The sequence below is a fragment of the Mycobacterium sp. SMC-16 genome, from assembly GCF_046250085.1.
GTDB classification, from domain to species: domain Bacteria; phylum Actinomycetota; class Actinomycetes; order Mycobacteriales; family Mycobacteriaceae; genus Mycobacterium; species Mycobacterium phocaicum.
On the sequence record NZ_CP176427.1, the window covers coordinates 1,319,766 to 1,335,851 of the forward strand.

General features: G+C 67.9%; 15 protein-coding genes. 10 read left to right on the top strand and 5 right to left on the bottom strand.

Annotation, left to right across the window (positions count from 1 at the left end):
• Positions 1 to 34 precede the first annotated feature (34 nt).
• Positions 35 to 835: a family 16 glycosylhydrolase gene (locus ACJEIK_RS06480; protein WP_064858941.1), complete on the top strand. Its 801-nt coding sequence runs from the start codon at positions 35 to 37 to the stop codon at positions 833 to 835.
• Here ACJEIK_RS06480 and ACJEIK_RS06485 read toward each other — a convergent pair whose 3' ends face one another.
• Together ACJEIK_RS06485 and ACJEIK_RS06490 are read right to left on the bottom strand one after the other, a co-directional pair.
• Positions 836 to 2,947: a heavy metal translocating P-type ATPase gene (locus ACJEIK_RS06485; protein ID WP_135357952.1), complete on the bottom strand. Its 2,112-nt coding sequence runs from the start codon at positions 2,945 to 2,947 to the stop codon at positions 836 to 838. It lies immediately after the preceding gene.
• Positions 2,944 to 3,147 carry a cation transporter gene (locus ACJEIK_RS06490; protein ID WP_061002753.1) on the bottom strand — a complete coding sequence of 68 codons (204 nt, stop codon included), beginning with the start codon at positions 3,145 to 3,147 and terminating at the stop codon, positions 2,944 to 2,946. The genes ACJEIK_RS06485 and ACJEIK_RS06490 overlap by 4 nt, the downstream gene beginning before the upstream one ends.
• A 97-nt stretch (positions 3,148 to 3,244) precedes the next feature.
• On the opposite strand from ACJEIK_RS06490, the gene ACJEIK_RS06495 reads away from it, so the two are divergent.
• The 5 genes from ACJEIK_RS06495 to ACJEIK_RS06515 all read left to right on the top strand — a co-directional run bounded on the left by ACJEIK_RS06495 (position 3,245) and on the right by ACJEIK_RS06515 (position 6,704).
• Complete coding sequence (locus tag ACJEIK_RS06495) at positions 3,245 to 3,457, top strand: hypothetical protein (protein ID WP_061002755.1); 213 nt, start codon at positions 3,245 to 3,247, stop codon at positions 3,455 to 3,457.
• A 79-nt stretch (positions 3,458 to 3,536) separates the two neighbouring features.
• Positions 3,537 to 4,088: a hypothetical protein gene (locus ACJEIK_RS06500; protein WP_061002758.1), complete on the top strand. Its 552-nt coding sequence runs from the start codon at positions 3,537 to 3,539 to the stop codon at positions 4,086 to 4,088.
• A 65-nt stretch (positions 4,089 to 4,153) separates the two neighbouring features.
• A complete protein-coding gene (locus ACJEIK_RS06505) occupies positions 4,154 to 4,627 on the top strand; it encodes a hypothetical protein (protein ID WP_061002760.1) in 474 nt (157 codons plus the stop codon).
• Positions 4,628 to 4,666: 39 nt separating this feature from the next.
• On the top strand, positions 4,667 to 5,149 hold the full coding sequence (locus tag ACJEIK_RS06510; protein WP_162563442.1) for an isoprenylcysteine carboxylmethyltransferase family protein: 483 nt from the start codon (positions 4,667 to 4,669) through the stop codon (positions 5,147 to 5,149).
• A 316-nt stretch (positions 5,150 to 5,465) separates the two neighbouring features.
• Positions 5,466 to 6,704: a DUF222 domain-containing protein gene (locus tag ACJEIK_RS06515; RefSeq protein ID WP_409431220.1), complete on the top strand. Its 1,239-nt coding sequence runs from the start codon at positions 5,466 to 5,468 to the stop codon at positions 6,702 to 6,704.
• A gap of 154 nt (positions 6,705 to 6,858) precedes the next feature.
• Here ACJEIK_RS06515 and ACJEIK_RS06520 read toward each other — a convergent pair whose 3' ends face one another.
• Positions 6,859 to 8,814, bottom strand: a complete 1,956-nt coding sequence (locus ACJEIK_RS06520) for an ABC transporter ATP-binding protein (RefSeq protein WP_133425698.1) — start codon at positions 8,812 to 8,814, stop codon at positions 6,859 to 6,861.
• Positions 8,815 to 8,834: 20 nt separating this feature from the next.
• Entirely contained in the window at positions 8,835 to 10,568 is a 1,734-nt protein-coding gene (locus tag ACJEIK_RS06525; RefSeq protein ID WP_409431221.1) for an ABC transporter ATP-binding protein, read from the bottom strand.
• Positions 10,569 to 10,715: 147 nt separating this feature from the next.
• Between ACJEIK_RS06525 and ACJEIK_RS06530 the strand changes: the two genes are divergently transcribed.
• Together ACJEIK_RS06530 and ACJEIK_RS06535 are read left to right on the top strand one after the other, a co-directional pair.
• Positions 10,716 to 11,228, top strand: a complete 513-nt coding sequence (locus ACJEIK_RS06530; RefSeq protein WP_061002656.1) for a DUF3558 domain-containing protein — start codon at positions 10,716 to 10,718, stop codon at positions 11,226 to 11,228.
• Complete coding sequence (locus ACJEIK_RS06535) at positions 11,225 to 11,764, top strand: DUF3558 domain-containing protein (RefSeq protein WP_061002649.1); 540 nt, start codon at positions 11,225 to 11,227, stop codon at positions 11,762 to 11,764. Before ACJEIK_RS06530 ends, ACJEIK_RS06535 begins: the two co-directional genes overlap by 4 nt.
• On the opposite strand, the gene ACJEIK_RS06540 is transcribed toward ACJEIK_RS06535, so the two are convergent.
• Entirely contained in the window at positions 11,761 to 12,264 is a 504-nt protein-coding gene (locus ACJEIK_RS06540) for a histidine phosphatase family protein (RefSeq protein ID WP_135357957.1), read from the bottom strand. The two genes, ACJEIK_RS06535 and ACJEIK_RS06540, sit on opposite strands and share 4 nt — an antisense overlap.
• 52 nt (positions 12,265 to 12,316) lie before the next feature.
• Between ACJEIK_RS06540 and ACJEIK_RS06545 the strand changes: the two genes are divergently transcribed.
• Positions 12,317 to 13,456, top strand: a complete 1,140-nt coding sequence (locus tag ACJEIK_RS06545) for an exonuclease SbcCD subunit D (protein WP_064858936.1) — start codon at positions 12,317 to 12,319, stop codon at positions 13,454 to 13,456.
• On the top strand, positions 13,453 to 16,077 hold the full coding sequence (locus ACJEIK_RS06550; RefSeq protein ID WP_064858935.1) for an AAA family ATPase: 2,625 nt from the start codon (positions 13,453 to 13,455) through the stop codon (positions 16,075 to 16,077). Before ACJEIK_RS06545 ends, ACJEIK_RS06550 begins: the two co-directional genes overlap by 4 nt.
• Positions 16,078 to 16,086 lie beyond the last annotated feature (9 nt).

Sequence of the window (16,086 nt, forward strand, 5' to 3'; positions counted from 1 at the left end):
CACGAACGCCGGGACGCGGCTTACATGGGTAGGCATGCCAGACATTGATCGTCGCAGCATGCTGTCGATGGCGGGGCTGGGCCTGTTGGCCGCCACGCTTCCCAACGCCGAGGCCCACGCTGATACGCCAGGAAAACTCATCTTCGTGGACAACTTCGACGGGCCCGCCGGATCGTCGCCCGACACCTCGAAATGGGAGATCGCGACGGCCCGCGAGTCGATGGAGAACCCCACCTACTGGGAACTGCCCGAACACGTCGGCCAGTACCGCAACGACCGCAAGAACCTGTTCCTGGACGGCAAATCGAACCTGGTGATCCGCGCTGCCAAGGACGGGAACACCTACTTCAGCGGCAAGATTTTCGGCACCTTCAAGGCCGGTATCGGCCACACCTTCGAAGCCCGGATCAAGCTCAACTGCCTGACCCCCGGCTGCTGGCCGGCCTGGTACCTGGCCAACAACACCCCGGGCATCGGCGGCGAGGTCGACATCATGGAGTGGTACGGCAACGGGAGCTGGGCGCCCGGCACCACGGTGCACGTCAACCTCAATGGCGGCGAACATGTTTCGCACAACATCACACCCGACACCGCGTGGCACAACTGGCGTTGCCAATGGGACGACGCCGGCATCCGGTTCTGGCTGGATTACACCGACGGCGCGCAGCCGTACTTCAACGTGCCGGCAAAGTCGTTGCCCAACTGGCACTTCAACGATCCCGGCTACACCCTGTTCCCGATTCTCGGCCTCGCCGTGGCCGGTTCCGGGGGCGGCGACCCGTCGGGGGGAACCTACCCCGCCGACATGCTGGTCGACTGGGTGAAGATCTGGTAGCTACCGGCTGGGCTTGAAACTGCGCAGCCGCAGGCTGTTGCTCACCACGAACAGCGAGCTGAAAGCCATTGCCGCGCTGGCGATCATCGGGTTGAGCATGCCCGCCGCCGCCAGCGGGATCGCCGCGACGTTGTAGGCGAACGCCCAGAACAGGTTGCCCTTGATGGTCTTGAGCGTCGCTCGGGACAGCCGGATAGCGTCGCCCGCGGCCCGCAGGTCCCCACTGACGAGGGTGAGGTCCGACGCCTCGATCGCGACGTCGGTGCCGGTGCCCATGGCCAGCCCCAGGTCTGCCTGGGCAAGGGCGGCAGCGTCGTTCACGCCGTCGCCGACCATGGCCACTACGCGGCCCTGGTCCTGCAGGCGCTTGACCTCGTCGACCTTGTCCGCCGGCAGCACCTCGGCGATCACCGTCTCGATGCCGACTTCAGCGGCCACCGCGCCGGCCGCGCGGGCGTTGTCCCCGGACAGCAGGATAGGTGTCAAACCCAGCTTCTTGAGTTCGGCAATCGCTTCGGCGGCAGTGTCTTTCACCGTGTCCGAGACGACGATGACGCCCGCGATCGCGCCGTCGACCGCAACCCATACCGGCGTGCGGCCCTGTGCTTCGGCGTGCCGCGCGGCGGTCTGCAATTCGGGGGCGGCCTCAGCGGTGAGCCAGCTGCGCCGCCCGACCGCGACCTCATGGCCGTCCACCACACCGGTGACGCCGCGACCGTCGTGATTGACGAAGTCGGTGACCGCCGGCAGCGGGCCGTCGGCGGCGGCCCGGGTCGCGATGGCCTGGGCGATGGGGTGCTCGGAGGCGTGCTCCAACGCGCCGGCGAGGCGTAATACGTTGTCGGACTCGGCATGTACCGCCGCCACTGTCATCTTCCCGGTCGTCACCGTGCCGGTCTTGTCCAGCACGACGGTGTCGACCTTGCGGGTCGATTCCAGCACCTGCGGGCCCTTGATCAGGATGCCCAGCTGCGCGCCGCGTCCGGTACCGACAAGCAGCGCCGTCGGTGTGGCCAGGCCCAGGGCGCAGGGGCACGCGATGATCAGCACCGAAACCGCGGCGGTGAGGGCGGCACTGACCGTGCCACCGGCGACCAGCCAGCCCACCAGTGTCAGCAGCGCCAAACCGATGACGACGGGCACGAACACCGCCGACACCCGATCCGCGAGCCGCTGCACATCGGCCTTGCCGCTCTGTGCGTCGGCCACCAGCCGCGCCATCTGCGCCAGCTGGGTGTCGGCGCCGACACGGGTGGCCTTGACCTCAAGGCGCCCACCGGCATTCACCGTTGCGCCGGCCAGTTGATCACCGGGACCGACCTCGACAGGCACCGACTCGCCGGTCAGCATCGACGCATCGACGGCGGACGTCCCGGCCATCACCACGCCGTCGGTGGCGATCTTCTCGCCGGGGCGGACGACGAAAGTGTCGCCGACAGCCAATTCTTCGATGGGCACCCGGATTTCACGGCCGTCGCGAAGCACCGCGACGTCCTTGGCGCCGAGGTCGAGCAGCGCGCGCAGTGCCGCGCCGGACTGTCGCTTGGCGCGGGTCTCGAAGAACTTGCCGGCGAGGATCAGGGTCGTGACGGTGGCGGCGACCTCCAGATAGAGGTGCTCGCTACCGGTGCTCAGCATCCACGCCGACCACAGGTACGACGTGAGAACGCCCAGCGATACCAAGGTGTCCATGGTCGCCGCACCGTGCCGCAGGTTGGTCCACGCGGCGTGGTGCAACGGCCAGGCGCCCCAGAACACCACGGGGGTGGCGAGTGTCAGCGCCCACAGGGGCCAGTGCGGGAATTGCAGGGCCGGAATCATCGACAGCGCGATGACGGGGATCGTCAGGGCCAGTGACACCAGCAGGCGCGGCAGGTAGGCCGTTTCGGTGGTGCCGTCAGCCTTGTCGATGCTCGCGGTGTAGCCGGTGGCCTCGACGGCCGCGACCAGTTCGTCGGTGGTCACGCTGTCCGGGTAGGTGATGGCCGCCTGCTCGGTCGCGAAGTTCACGCTGGCGTGAACACCGTCGATCCGGTTGAGCCGCTTCTCGATTCGGGCCGCGCATGACGAACACGTCATGCCGCCCACCGACAGTGTGACCGACGTGGTCATGCCGGTTGGACGACGTCGTATCCGGCGTCTTCGATGGCGGCGGCAACGGCGGCGCGGTCGGGCTCGCCGTCCACCCGTACGGTTCCGGCCTTGAGGTCGACCTCGACGCCGGTCACGCCGGGCAGCGGCTCGACAGCTGAGGTGATGGACGCGACGCAGTGTCCGCACGACATTCCCTGAACTTCAAGTACCTGACTCATGCCTCGAGTATATACCCATAGGGGGTATAGGTAGTGCTGTGATTCGGGTCTCTGTGGAATCTGCTCTTTTAGTCGCTCCGGGTGGCATCCTGGTTCCATGGCGCGCAAAGAAATCGATCCGGTCCGGGCGAAGAGTGCCCTCGCGGTAGCGAAGGAGCACCCGGGCATGCTGCTGTTCGTGGCGTCGCCGGTGATCGCCGCCATCGTGCTGGTCGGCGTGTTCGTCAGCACGGGCTGGGCCGTGTTCCTGGCGTTGGTAGTGCTTGGGCTGGCCGTCTTCGGCGGTTCCGCGCTGCTGCGTAAGCGCTGATAACGCCCTTTTCGCTTTGTACTTTCGCTTCGGGTGAAACGCTGTCCTGTTGCATGTGTAACGGTGTAATCATGTAAGCATGAGGCAACGTCATTCTGGCCAGGACCGCCGCGGCGGCTGGCAACAAGCGCAGCAGCCCGACGCGGGCGACGCCGCCGACTGGTTCGCCGGCCGGCTCCCGGAAGAGTGGTTCGCCGGTGACCCGGATGTCACGGTGGACCGCGAGGAGATCGTGGTCATCGGGCGCCTGCCCAAGCCCGAGAATCCGGAAACGGCCGCTCGGGCTTCCGGGCGGGTGGCGCGCTTCCGGGAAGAGACCCGGTCCGAGCGCATGCGGATCGCCGATGAGGCCGAGGCCCGCTACGGCCGCAAAGTGGCCTGGGGCGTGTCGGTGGGGGAGTCGGAGCGAATCCTGTTCACCCACTTGGCCGTTCCGGTGATGACCCGGCTCAAGCAGCCCGAGCGTCAGGTGCTCGACACGCTGGTCGACGCCGGCGTGGCGCGGTCGCGGTCCGACGCGCTGGCGTGGTCGGTCCGGTTGGTCGGTGAGCATGCCGAAGAGTGGCTCGCGAAACTGCGTGATGCCATGACCGCGGTCGACGATCTTCGTGCGGAGGGCCCGCAACTCTGATCAACCATTGACGTTCGCTGCCGCGTGGGTGCAGGCTCAAAGGACCGGCCCGATGGGAGCGCGTCATGAGCGATCGGTTGTTCAATTACATCGGCGAGATGCTGTGCGGCGGCCTGGATGCCGACCTCGCGTCAGCCCGTGTGCTCGGGCCGGGCGACTTCACGAAATTCCTGACGGATGACGTGCGACTGCACGTCATCCAGGGACGGTTGGCGGCCGAGGAATGGGGCAGCGCCGAACAGCACGGCCCGGTGCGAGTGCTGGCCACGCACATCATCATCACCGAGCATGGGCTGCTGTACGCGGCCGAGGTTGGCGGTCCGAATCCCGGCTACTACCTCGCGGCGCCGCGGGCCCTGCTCGAACCTGTTGCCGACCACATCGCCGACAGCCCACCGCCGTCGGGCACGGCCGCTGCGGTCGACTGCCGACTGGACCACGACCTCACTTCCATCTGGCAGTTCGAGAGTGCACTGCGGCACCGCCTCGAGTCCGATCCGGTCATCCGGGTCCAACTGACGTCCGCGTTCGCGGCCTGACCCATGGGCTCTCCGGCGTCCCTGCGGCGCCAAAGCCTCGTGCGCAGTGCAGTTTTCACCGTTGTCGTACCCGGGACCATGGCCGGCCTGATCCCGTACTCGCTGACCGACGGTTGGCGACGGGTCGGCGACCTCTTCGGTCTCCCTGGCGCATGGGTGGGCGGCGTGGTGCTGGTTCTTCTCGGGCTCCCGGTCCTGCTCGCGGCGATCTACAAATTCGCCAGTGACGGGCTGGGCACGCCGTTGCCGGGAGCGCCGACGCACAATTTGGTCGTGACGGGGCCGCACCGGTACGTCCGCAACCCGATGTACCTCGCGGTCGCGACCGTCATCTTCGGTCAGGCATTGGTGCTCGGTCAGCCTGTACTTCTCTGGTACTTGGTGTTTTTCATGTTGGCGACGGCCGCGTTCGTGTACTTCTATGAGCAGCCCGCGCTGTCGAGGCAATTCGGCGACGAGTACCGGCGCTACTGCGCGTATGTCCCTGCCTGGGTGCCACGGGTAACGCCGTATCGACCGTAGGTCTGATGGGCTACGAGGGAGCCCTCGGTGCTTGAGGCCCCCGCTGCCTCCGCGCGTCCGGCGCCGTGTGACGTCCGCGGCCACTTCGAGGCTTTCGGCACCGTGTCGCGCCTGCCGCAACTTTGCGTCTGCGGCCATGTCGACGCCTCCGGCGCCACGTCCGGAGTCGGTGACGGCGCTGGCCCTGGCCTGGTACGGCAGTGCCATTTTCAATACGCTCCGTCAGGTCTCGGCACCGTCGCGAAAGGCGTTATTACACCCGAAAATCCGTGCGCCCAACCCTTGCGATTCGAACAGATGTTCGATACAATGTGTTATGGGAATCGCACCGAATCTCCAACCGCTTCTCGACCACCTGCGTGACGTGGCCATCCCCGAGGGCATCACCGGGGATGCCGCACTTGGTGTGCTGCAGACGCTACTGACAGTGCGTGGTGTGGTCGATCATCTGGCCGCGACGGTGACCGGGGTTCTGGACCGCTGTGGTGTGGCCGCAGAGCAGGGCCGGTCGCCGCGCGAGCTGCTGATGTCGTTGGGGTGCGCACCGTCAGTGGCCGAACGGCTGATCCGGGTCGGTAACGCCTTACCGATGCTGCCTACACTCGCCGCGCACGCCGGCGACGGCGCGATCTCCGGCGAGCATGTCGACGCGATCGTCAAGGGCATCAACCACATTCAAGCCCGCGCACCCGGCCCGGTGGATGACGAGGCCCGGTTCGCCCAGGTCACCGACCTACTGGGGCAGTTCTTCTCCGGCGCCACCCCCGCCGACATCGGCAACCGAGCCCGCCGGCTGGGCAACCGGCACGCCGCCGCCGAAGGCGGGCTGCCAGCGGCCGAGGACCGGTCGATCAACACCGCCGACCACCGTGTCACCAGCGACGGGCGAGTGCAGGTCCGCGCGGATCTCGATGCCGAGGTCGGTGCCAAATACCTCGCCGCGATGGAAGAGCACTCGGCACCGCGACCCGAACCTGACGGCAGCCCGGATGTGCGTTCGGCGGGCAGGCGGCGGGCCGATGCGCTGGAAGCAGTGTTGGATATCGCGGCCCGCGGCGGAGATGTGGCGTCGGCGCCGCGTACCCAGTTGCTGCTGTCGGTGCCCGCTGACACCCCGGATTTGGCGACGTTGGAGTTCATCGGGTCGATCAGCACCATGACCCTGGACCGGCTGACCTGCGACACCACGGTCACCACGATCATCGTCGACGGCGAACAGGTACCCCTGGACATGGGCCGGGAGAAGCGGCTGTTCCCGGCGCATCTACGCAAAGCCCTGTATCTGCGGGATGAGTGCTGCATCAAATGCGGCGCACCCCCGGGACGCACCCACGCCCACCATATTCGACACTGGCGCCGCCACGGCGACACCAGCCTCGACAACGGCTGCCTGCTCTGCCCGGCCTGCCACGCCAACATCCACCACGACGGCTGGGACGTCGTCATGGGCATCGACCGACACCCCTGGCTCATCCCACCGGCGACCGTCGACCCGGACCGAAAACCGATACCCGCCTACAACCGCCGCACCATGCGCCTCGACCACGCCGCCTAACACCTAAAGCAATGCGCACCTTGACAACTCAACAGTGACAACGCACCGCGGGCCTGCCGCTTCGGCGGCGCAGCGGCAGGCCCGCGCACCCGCCGAATGCAGGAAACCTGCCACCGGCGATGTCCGGCTCAGTAGTGGGCATTGCGCGAAGCCGTCAGGCCTGCGTCATCTTCCAATAGGCCCCGCGCCGCTGGAGTAGTTCGTCGTGGGATCCGCGCTCGACGATCCGCCCGGCCTGGACCACGAGGATCAGATCGGCGTCACGGATGGTGGAAAGTCGGTGCGCGATAATGAAACTCGTCCGATTGCGGCGGAGCTCCGCGGTGGCCTGGGCGATCAGAAGTTCGGTGCGGCTGTCGACGGAACTGGTGGCCTCGTCGAGGATCAGCAGCTGGGGTTGCCGGACCAGCGCTCGGGCAATGGTGATCAGCTGCTTCTCGCCGGCGCTGATGTTCACGCCGTTCTCGTTGAGTCGCGTCCGGTACCCGTTGGGCAGCGTGTGCACGAAATGGTCGACGCGCGCGGTGCGGGCCGCCTCGATCACCTCGGCCTCGGTGGCGTCGGGACGTCCGTAGGCGATGTTGTCGTAGATGGTGCCGCCGATCAGCCACGTGTCCTGCAGCACCATGCCGATGCGCGAGCGCAGCTCGGCGCGGCTCATCGTCGCGATGTCGCGGCCGCCCAGCAGAATTCGGCCGGAATCCGGCTCGTAGAACCGCATCAGAAGATTCACCAACGTGGTCTTGCCGGCCCCCGTCGGCCCGACGATGGCCACGGTGGTGCCCGGATCGGCGACGAACGACAGGTCCTCGATGACGGGATTTCCGGGTAGGTAGGAGAAGTTGACCCGCTCGAACTCCACGAGGTCCGGTGCAGCTGAGACGCGGTCGGGCTCACTCAAGAAACGGTCCGGCTCACCCGAGCCACGCCCTCGCTCCGCGGGGGCAGGGTCTGGCTCAGCCGAGCCCGCGACCAACCCCGGCCCGGCCTCCAGGACGGTCTCTTCGTCAGCGTCCAGGAACTCGAAAACCCGCTCCGCGCTGGCCATCCCGGACTGCATGGTGTTGTACATCGACGCGATCTGGGTCAACGGCTGGTTGAACTGCCGCACGTACTGGATGAACGCCTGGATGCTGCCCAGGCTGATCTGTCCGGTCGCCACCTGGATGCCACCGACCACCGCGACGCCGACGTAGCTGATGTTGCCGATGAACGTCGTGATCGGGGAGACCAGCCCGGAGAGCGACTGCGCGCCGAAACTCGCCTGGTACACATCGTTGTTCAGCTCGCGGAACTTCTCCTCGGCCAGCGCCCGGTGCCCGAAGGTCTTGACGACGGTGAAGCCGCTGTACGTCTCTTCGATGTGGGCGTTGAGCCGGCCCGTATTGCGCCACTGGGCCATGAACTGTTGTCGCGACCGCTTGGTGATGATCCGCGTCGTCAGCAAGGTGAGCGGCACCGTCAGCACGGTGATCAAGGCCAGCAGCGGCGAAATCCAGATCATCGCCGCCAGCACCGCCACCACCGTCAGCGCCGACGTCAGCAGCTGGCTGACGGTGATCGTCAGCGATGTCTGGACATTGTCGATGTCGTTGGTGACCCGGCTGAGAATCTCGCCACGGGGGCGGGAATCGAAGTACGACAACGGCAGTCGGTGAATCTTGTCCTCGACGTGTGAGCGCAGCGTGAACATGGTGCGTTGCACGATGGTGTTGAGCAGCCGTGCCTCGGCCCACACCATCACCGCGGACACCAGATACAGCAGCAGCGCGAGAGTCAGCACGTGGCCGATCGCCGTGAAGTCGACGCCCTGGCCCGGAACGACATCGGACCCGGCGAGCAGGTCGGCAAAGGTGTTGTCGCCGCGCGCCCGCGCCGCAGCGACCGCCTGCTCACGGCTGATACCCGCCGGCAACCCGCGGCCCAGCACCCCGTTGAACAGCAGGTCGGTGGCGTGGCCCAGGATGCGGGGCCCGATCACGCCGACCGCGATCCCGGCGATGCCCAACAGCATCACCACTATCACCCGACTGCGTTGCGGCGCCAGTTGTTTCACCAGCCGCAGCGCCGTGCCACGGAAGTTCTCGGACCGCGAACCGGACGCCAGCATGGCGGCCGAGGGCGGCCGGGTCACGCCACGCCTCCAGCCACAACCGCCTGCGAATCGGTGAACTCGCGATATACCGCGCACGACTCGAGAAGCTCGGCATGCGTGCCGGTGCCGACCACCCGGCCGTTGTCCATCACGACGATCTGATCGGCCGTGACGACCGTCGAAAGCCGTTGGGCGACAATGATCACCGTGGCATCGGCGGCCACCGCGGACAACGCGGCCCGCACCCGGGCGTCGGTGTGGACATCCAACGCCGAGAATGCGTCATCGAACAGGTACACCGCGGGCCGCCGGACCACCGCGCGGGCGATGGCGAGGCGCTGGCGCTGGCCACCGGAGAAATTCGTGCCGCCCTGTGCGACGGGCATGCCCAGCCCCTCGGGGTGGTCTGCCACGAAGTCGGCCGACGCGACGCCGAGCGCCGCCCACATCTCGTCTTCGGTCGCGTCGGCCTTGCCGAACCGCAGGTTGTCGGCGACCGTGCCGGAAAACACGTGCCCGCGTTGCGGCACCACCCCGATCGTCGACCACAACTGTTCGGGGTCGTAGTCGCGGACGTCGACGCCGTCGACCATCACGGAGCCTGAGGTGACGTCGTACATCCGGCACAGCAGTGCCATCAGCGTCGACTTGCCGGAGCCGGTCGATCCCACGATGGCCGTCACCGTCCCGGGTGACGCAGTCAGTGAAACCCCGTGCAACACAGGGTCGTCGGCCCCGGGATACCCGAAGGTGGCTGCCGTCACCTGGATCTCTCCGCGCCGAACCTCCGGCACCACGGGCGCGGCGGGCGCCACGATCGACGGCTCGGTCGCGAGCACATCGGTGATCCGCTCGGCGCACACCGACGCGCGCGGCAGGATCACCAGCACGATCGTCACCATCAGCACGGCCATCAGGATCTGCATGAAGTACGAGAGGAACGCGATCAGCGACCCGACCTGCATCTGGCCGTGATCGATGCGGATACCGCCGAACCAGATCACCGCCACGCTGGACAGATTCACCACGAGGGTCGTCGCGGGCAGCATCAGGGCCTGCCACCGGCCGACGGTCAGGGTGGTGTCGGTCAGCTCGTGATTCGCGTCGGCGAACCGGGCGCGTTCGGCGTCCTCGCGCGAGAAGGCCCGGACCACGCGGATACCGGTGAGCTGCTCGCGCAGCACGCGATTGATGTTGTCGATCAGCCGCTGCATCCGGCGGAACAGCGGCAGCAGCCGGGAGATGATCAGGTAATTGCACACCGCCATCACCGGCACGCTGACCAGCAGCAGCCACGACAGGCCGGCGTTCTGGTGCACGGCCATCGCGATGCCACCGATGCACATGATCGGCGCGGTGATCAACATGGTGCAGGTCATCTGCACCAGGACCTGGACCTGCTGGACGTCGTTGGTGGTGCGGGTCATGAGCGTGGGCGCCCCGAACCGCACGGCTTCGGCGTTGGACCAGCCGAGCACCTGGCGGAACACCGCCCAGCGCAGGTCGCGGCCGAAGCCCATGCCGGCGCGCGAACCGAAGTAGACGGCGCCGACAGCGCACAGCACCTGCAGCGCGCTGACGCCGAGCATGACGGCGCCGAGCCGACCGATGACGGCGGTGTCGCCGCGTGCGACGCCGTGGTCGATGATGCGGGCGTTGAGCGTGGGCAGATACAGCGAGGCCAGCGTGCTGATCAGTTGCAGCGTCGCCACCACCGTCAGCTGCCGCCGATACGGCCTCGTGTACTGCCGCAGCAGTGCCCAGAGCATGCGGTTACTGTGGCACACCCGAGAATGCTTGTAGAAAGACCAGGTCAGTCGGCATGTCGGTGGTTGACCTCAGAACCTGCCGCTACAGTGCATGGCGTGACCCGCAGACAGGTGAAGACCGCCGCCGCGACCGTGCTTGCCGCGGCGATGATTCCGGCGATGTCCGCCTGCTCGGACGACAGCAGTAGCGGCGGCGCCCAGGCGGGCGGCCCGTCGGGCCCGGCTGCATCCGGCCCGGCCAAGCACGGCCCCATGTTCCCGGTGTGCGGCGGCGTCAGCGATCAGACCGTCACCCAGCTGACCCAGGTCACGGGCCTCGTCAACACCGCGAAGAACTCCGTCGGCTGCCAGTGGCTGGTCAACGGTGGCATCCTCGGTCCGCACTTCTCGTTCACCTGGTATCGGGGCAGCCCGATCGGCCGCGAACGCAAGACCGAGGAACGGACGCGGGCCGACGTCAATGACATCAATATCAACGGCCACTCCGGTTTCGTCGCACTCGGCGAGGACCCGATGATCGGCAAGAGCCTGTGTGAGGTCGGCATCCAGTTCGACGACGACTTCATCGAATGGTCCATCAGCTTCTCCCAGAAGCCGTTCCCTGATCCGTGCGACATCGCCAAGGAACTGGCCCGGCAATCGATTGCGAACGCGAAATGACACGACGGAAACTGGCTGGAGCGGTCGCCGTGATGTCGGCGCTGGCGCTGGTGGGTTGCGCCCGCTCGGTCGAGGGCACCGCGATGAAGGAAGGCGCCGGCGGCGGCAGCGAGCACTCGGCGGATTCGTACCCGAACCTGCTCAAAGAGTGCGACGTCCTGACCAACGACGTGCTGGCCAAGACGGTCGGCGCGGACCCGCTGGACATTCAGAGCACCTTCGTGGGTGCGGTCTGCCGGTGGCAGGCGCTGAACCAGTCGGCGGGCCTCATCGACATCACCCGGTTCTGGTACGAGCAGGGCAGCCTCGATGAGGAGACCAAGGTCGCCCAGCACCTGAACTACAAGTACGAGACCAAGGCGATCGCCGGCGTGAAGTCGATCATCATGCACCCGAATGATCCCAACGGCTCGTGCGGCGTGGCCAGTGACGCCGCCGGTGTCGTGGGCTGGTGGGTCAACCCGCAGGGGCCGGGCGCCGACACCTGTGGCATGGCCACCAAGCTGATGGAGCTGACGCTCGCCACCAACTCCTAGCGGGGGATGTGGAACTGGTCCAACGTGGCGCTGCGCAGCTCAACCTGAGACCAGTGCCGGTCGGTGTGCAGGACCGCGATCGCTGACGTCGGGTACTTCATCGCAATCTGACCGGCGACGTCAGGGTCGCTCGCGTCGAGCGACGCCAGACTCAGCGCGAGCGATGACATGACCGGTTCGTGGCCGATCACCAGCAGCGTGTTCGCTGCCTCCGGCGCGCCGTTGATGACCTCGATGGCGATGCCTGCCGTGGCGTCGTAGAGGCGCTCGACGAATGTCACGGGCGCGCTGATGCCGGTGCGCTCGAGCGTCTGTCGGGTCCGGGTGGCGGTCGAGCACAGGACGGCGTCGACGGGCGGGAGATTTTCCCGAATCCAGTCTCCGGCCAGTGCCGCTTCGCGGATGCCGCGCTTGGCGAGCGGCCGCTCATGGTCGGCGACCCCGTCGGGGTAGTCGGATTTCGCGTGCCGCAGCAGGATCAATGTTCGGGTTCCCGTCACCCGCCCACCGTAGATCCCCGGAGTTGTCGGTGCCGGGTTTTACACTCGCCGCATGCGTTTCGTCCACACCGCCGACTGGCAGCTCGGTATGACCCGGCATTTCCTGGGCGGTGAGGCGCAGCCGCGCTACTCGGCCGCACGCCGTGACGCGGTGGCGCGCCTCGGTGCGCTGTGCGCCGAGGTCGGTGCGGAATTCGTCGTCGTGGCGGGGGACGTCTTCGAGCACAACCAGCTCGATCCGCGTGAGGTCAGCCTGTCACTGGAGGCCATGCGCGCCATCAAGATTCCGGTGTTCCTGTTGCCCGGCAACCACGATCCGCTCGATCCGTCGTCGGTGTACACCAGCACACTGTTCCTCGCCGAATGCCCGCCGAATGTCACGGTGCTCGACGGCGTGCACGAGCTGCGCCCCGGGGTGCAGATCGTCGGTGCGCCGTGGCGCTCCAAGAAGCCGACCACGGATCTGACGGGCGATGTGGTTACCGATCTTCCCGCTGACGGCGTCACCCGAATTGTGGTGGGCCACGGCGGGGTTGACGTGCTCGATCCCGATCCCACCAAGCCGGCGCTGATCCGGCTGGACACCATCGAGGACGCTGTACGGCGGGGTGCCGTCCATTACGTGGCGTTGGGGGACAAGCACTCTCGCACCGAGGTCGGCAGCACCGGCCGAGTGTGGTACTCCGGGGCGCCCGAGGTCACGAATTACGATGACATCGAAGCGGATTCGGGCCACGTCCTGGTGGTCGACGTCGACGACGCGGATCAGTCGGTGACGGTCGAGGCCCGGAGGGTTGGCCAGTGGCGGTTCGTCACGCTGCGCCGGATCGTCGACACGGATCGCGACATCGCCGACCTGGACCTGAATCTGGATGGCCTCCCGGACAAGGAACGCACGGTGGTCCGTCTGGCGCTGACCGGCTCTCTGACCATCTCCGACAAGGCTGCACTCGACGTCTGCCTGGATCGCTACGCACGGCTGTTCGCCGCGCTGACCACGTGGGAACGGCACACCGACCTCGTCGTGGTCCCGGCAGACGGTGAATTCTCGGACCTGGGCATCGGCGGGTTCGCCGCGGCGGCGGTCGACGAACTGGTCGGCACCGCAAGCACTTCGGGCGACGACGCCGACGACGCGCGCGCGGCTCTTGCGCTGCTGCTGCGGCTGGTCGATCGGGGGAGCGCGGCATGAAGTTGCACCGGCTGGTCCTGACCAATTACCGCGGTATCACCCACCGCGAGATCGATTTTCCCGAGCGCGGCGTGGTGGTGGTCGCCGGCGCCAACGAGATCGGCAAGTCCTCCATGATCGAGGCGCTCGATCTGCTGCTGGAGTCCAAGGACCGCTCGACCAAGAAAGAGGTCAAGCAGGTCAAGCCGACCCACGCCGATGTGGGTGCCGAGGTGACGGCCGAAATCTCCACCGGCCCTTACCGGTTCGAGTACTACAAGCGGTTCCACAAGAAAGCCGAGACGCGGCTGACCATCCTCGCGCCGCGCCGCGAGCAGCTCACCGGCGACGAGGCACACGACCGTGTGCGGGGGATGCTCGAGGAGACGGTCGACACCGAACTCTGGCGGGCCCAACGCATTCTGCAGTCTGCCGCCATGGTGCCGGTCGATCTCGCCGGATGCGACGCGCTGGCTCGGGCACTCGATGTCGCGGCCGGCCAGGCCGGTGCGCTCGAGGGCGCGCTGTCGGGCAACGAGCCGTTGCTGGTCGACCGGATCGATGCCGAATTCTTGAAGTACTTCACGCAGACCGGCCGTCCCACCGGCGTGTGGGCCGACGCCATCAAGGGACTGAAGGCCGCACAGGCCGAGGTCGCGGCGCGTACCGCCGCGGTCGCCGAAGTGGACGAGGCGGTCCGCCGCCACGGCGAGCTGACGAAGGAATTGGCCACGGCCACTGAGCAATTGGCCGCCGCCGAAGTGCGGCTGGCGGCAGCTCGGGAAGCGGCTACCGCAGTGGCGCGAGTCCGTGACGACCTCGCCCAGGCGCGCGTGCAGACGCAGGCCGCGGTGGCGACCTCGACGGCAGCACGGAGCGCACTCGATGAACGGCAGCGGCTGCAGGCCGACGTCGAGCAGCGGACCGGCAGCATCGGTGAACTGACAGCAGCCGCCGAGCACGCCGCGCAACAGCAGGTGGCCGCGGCGCAGCTGCAGCAGGCCGCCGATACCGCCGTGGCGGTGGCGCGGTCCGTGGTGGACGCCGGTCGCGTGCGGCTGGACGCGGCGCGGCGCGTGGTGGACCAACTGTCCCAGCGTGCCGAGGCCGCTCGGCTGGCCGGCCTGCTGGAGCGGGTGCGGGCCGCCGCGGACGAACTGGCGGCGGTTGCCGATCAGCTCGGCAAGATCACGCTGACCGCAGCGGGCATGCGGGCCATCGAAACGGCCAACGCAGCCGTGGACCGGGCTGCCGCGGCCGCTGAACTAGCCTCGGCACGAATCGAATTGGTGGCGCACGCTGACGTCACGCTGCGGGTCGGCGACCAGGATGTGACGTTGTCCGCCGGGGCGGAGTGGGCCACGAGCGCCGGCGGCCGGACCGATGTCGAGCTCCCCGGACTGCTGACGGTGCGGGTGCTGCCCGGCACCCCGGCGGCGGACACCAGTGCCGTTCTGGATGCCGCGCGCAATGCGCTGGCGGCTGCGCTCCAGCCGCACGGGGTCGCCGATGTCGAGGCCGCCCGGGCCCTGGACGCCCGGCGGCGCGAACTCGAGGCCGAGCGCGATCGGCTGACCGTCACCCGGCAGACCCTGCTGGGCGCTGACACGGTCGAGGCGCTCGAAGCCCGGCTGGCCGGGCTGCGGGAGCAACTCGGCGACACCGATCCCATCGACGTCGGGGCCGCGCGGGCCGAGCTGGAGGCCGCCGATGCCGAACAGCGCCGGGCGGCAACCGATTACGAGCAGTGCCGCGACACTGCCACTGCCGCGGCTGCTGCGGTGGCGGCCGCGCTGACCGCGGCGACGGTCGCCCGCGAGAAGGTGACGGCGGCGACGACCGCGCTTGCCGAGGCCACCGCGCGACTGACCCGGCAGCGTGAACTCGAAGACGACGCAGCATTGACCCAGCGCGTCGCGGTGCTGGCGGAGCAGGCGGCCGCTGCCGCCGCGCGCGAACAGGAACTGGCCGCCGCGCTGGCTGCTGCCGCACCCGAGACCGTCGACGCGGAACTGGCTGCGGCCACCGCGGATTCGGCCCGGCTCACTACCCGCCGCCGCGAACTCGATGACCAATTGCGGGACGTGGCAGCGCAATTGAAGGTGTACGGGACGCAGGGCCGGCAGAGTCAGCTCGATGTGGCCGAGGTCGCGCTGCGGCACGCCGAGTCCGAGCACGCCGCCGTCGGCCGGCGCGCCCGGGCCGCTGAATTGCTGCGCACGGTGATGGGCCGGCATCGTGAGCAGGCCCGGCAGCGGTACGTGGCACCGTTCCGCACCGAGGTGGAACGGCTGGGGCGCATCGTGTTCGGTGACAGTTTCGCCGTCGAGGTCGACAGTGATCTGCGGATTTGCAGTCGCACCGTGGCGGGCACCACCGTGCCGTACGAGAGCCTGTCCGGTGGGGCCAAGGAACAGTTGGGGATCGTCGCCCGACTGGCCGGAGCGGCGTTGGTGGCCAAGGAGGACACCGTCCCGGTGATCATCGACGACGCGCTGGGGTTCACCGACGCGGGCCGGTTGACCCGGATGGGTGAGGTGTTCGACGCGGTCGGCGGCGACGGTCAGGTGATCGTGCTGACCTGCAGCCCCGAGCGTTATGCCAGCGTCGGTGACGCGACGCGCATCGAGCTCACGGCATAGGCCGTTGGC

What these genes read in the sequence shown, in the direction of transcription:
- ACJEIK_RS06500 (WP_061002758.1), top strand. Translation starts at nt 3,537, where the DNA reads ATGAGGCAACGTCATTCTGGCCAGGACCGCCGCGGCGGCTGGCAACAA.
- ACJEIK_RS06485 (WP_135357952.1), bottom strand. Translation starts at nt 2,947, where the DNA reads ATGACCACGTCGGTCACACTGTCGGTGGGCGGCATGACGTGTTCGTCA.
- ACJEIK_RS06520 (WP_133425698.1), bottom strand. Translation starts at nt 8,814, where the DNA reads ATGCTGGCGTCCGGTTCGCGGTCCGAGAACTTCCGTGGCACGGCGCTG.
- ACJEIK_RS06505 (WP_061002760.1), top strand. Translation starts at nt 4,154, where the DNA reads ATGAGCGATCGGTTGTTCAATTACATCGGCGAGATGCTGTGCGGCGGC.
- ACJEIK_RS06550 (WP_064858935.1), top strand. Translation starts at nt 13,453, where the DNA reads ATGAAGTTGCACCGGCTGGTCCTGACCAATTACCGCGGTATCACCCAC.
- ACJEIK_RS06495 (WP_061002755.1), top strand. Translation starts at nt 3,245, where the DNA reads ATGGCGCGCAAAGAAATCGATCCGGTCCGGGCGAAGAGTGCCCTCGCG.
- ACJEIK_RS06545 (WP_064858936.1), top strand. Translation starts at nt 12,317, where the DNA reads ATGCGTTTCGTCCACACCGCCGACTGGCAGCTCGGTATGACCCGGCAT.
- ACJEIK_RS06535 (WP_061002649.1), top strand. Translation starts at nt 11,225, where the DNA reads ATGACACGACGGAAACTGGCTGGAGCGGTCGCCGTGATGTCGGCGCTG.
- ACJEIK_RS06480 (WP_064858941.1), top strand. Translation starts at nt 35, where the DNA reads ATGCCAGACATTGATCGTCGCAGCATGCTGTCGATGGCGGGGCTGGGC.
- ACJEIK_RS06490 (WP_061002753.1), bottom strand. Translation starts at nt 3,147, where the DNA reads ATGAGTCAGGTACTTGAAGTTCAGGGAATGTCGTGCGGACACTGCGTC.
- ACJEIK_RS06525 (WP_409431221.1), bottom strand. Translation starts at nt 10,568, where the DNA reads ATGCTCTGGGCACTGCTGCGGCAGTACACGAGGCCGTATCGGCGGCAG.
- ACJEIK_RS06530 (WP_061002656.1), top strand. Translation starts at nt 10,716, where the DNA reads ATGATTCCGGCGATGTCCGCCTGCTCGGACGACAGCAGTAGCGGCGGC.
- ACJEIK_RS06515 (WP_409431220.1), top strand. Translation starts at nt 5,466, where the DNA reads ATGGGAATCGCACCGAATCTCCAACCGCTTCTCGACCACCTGCGTGAC.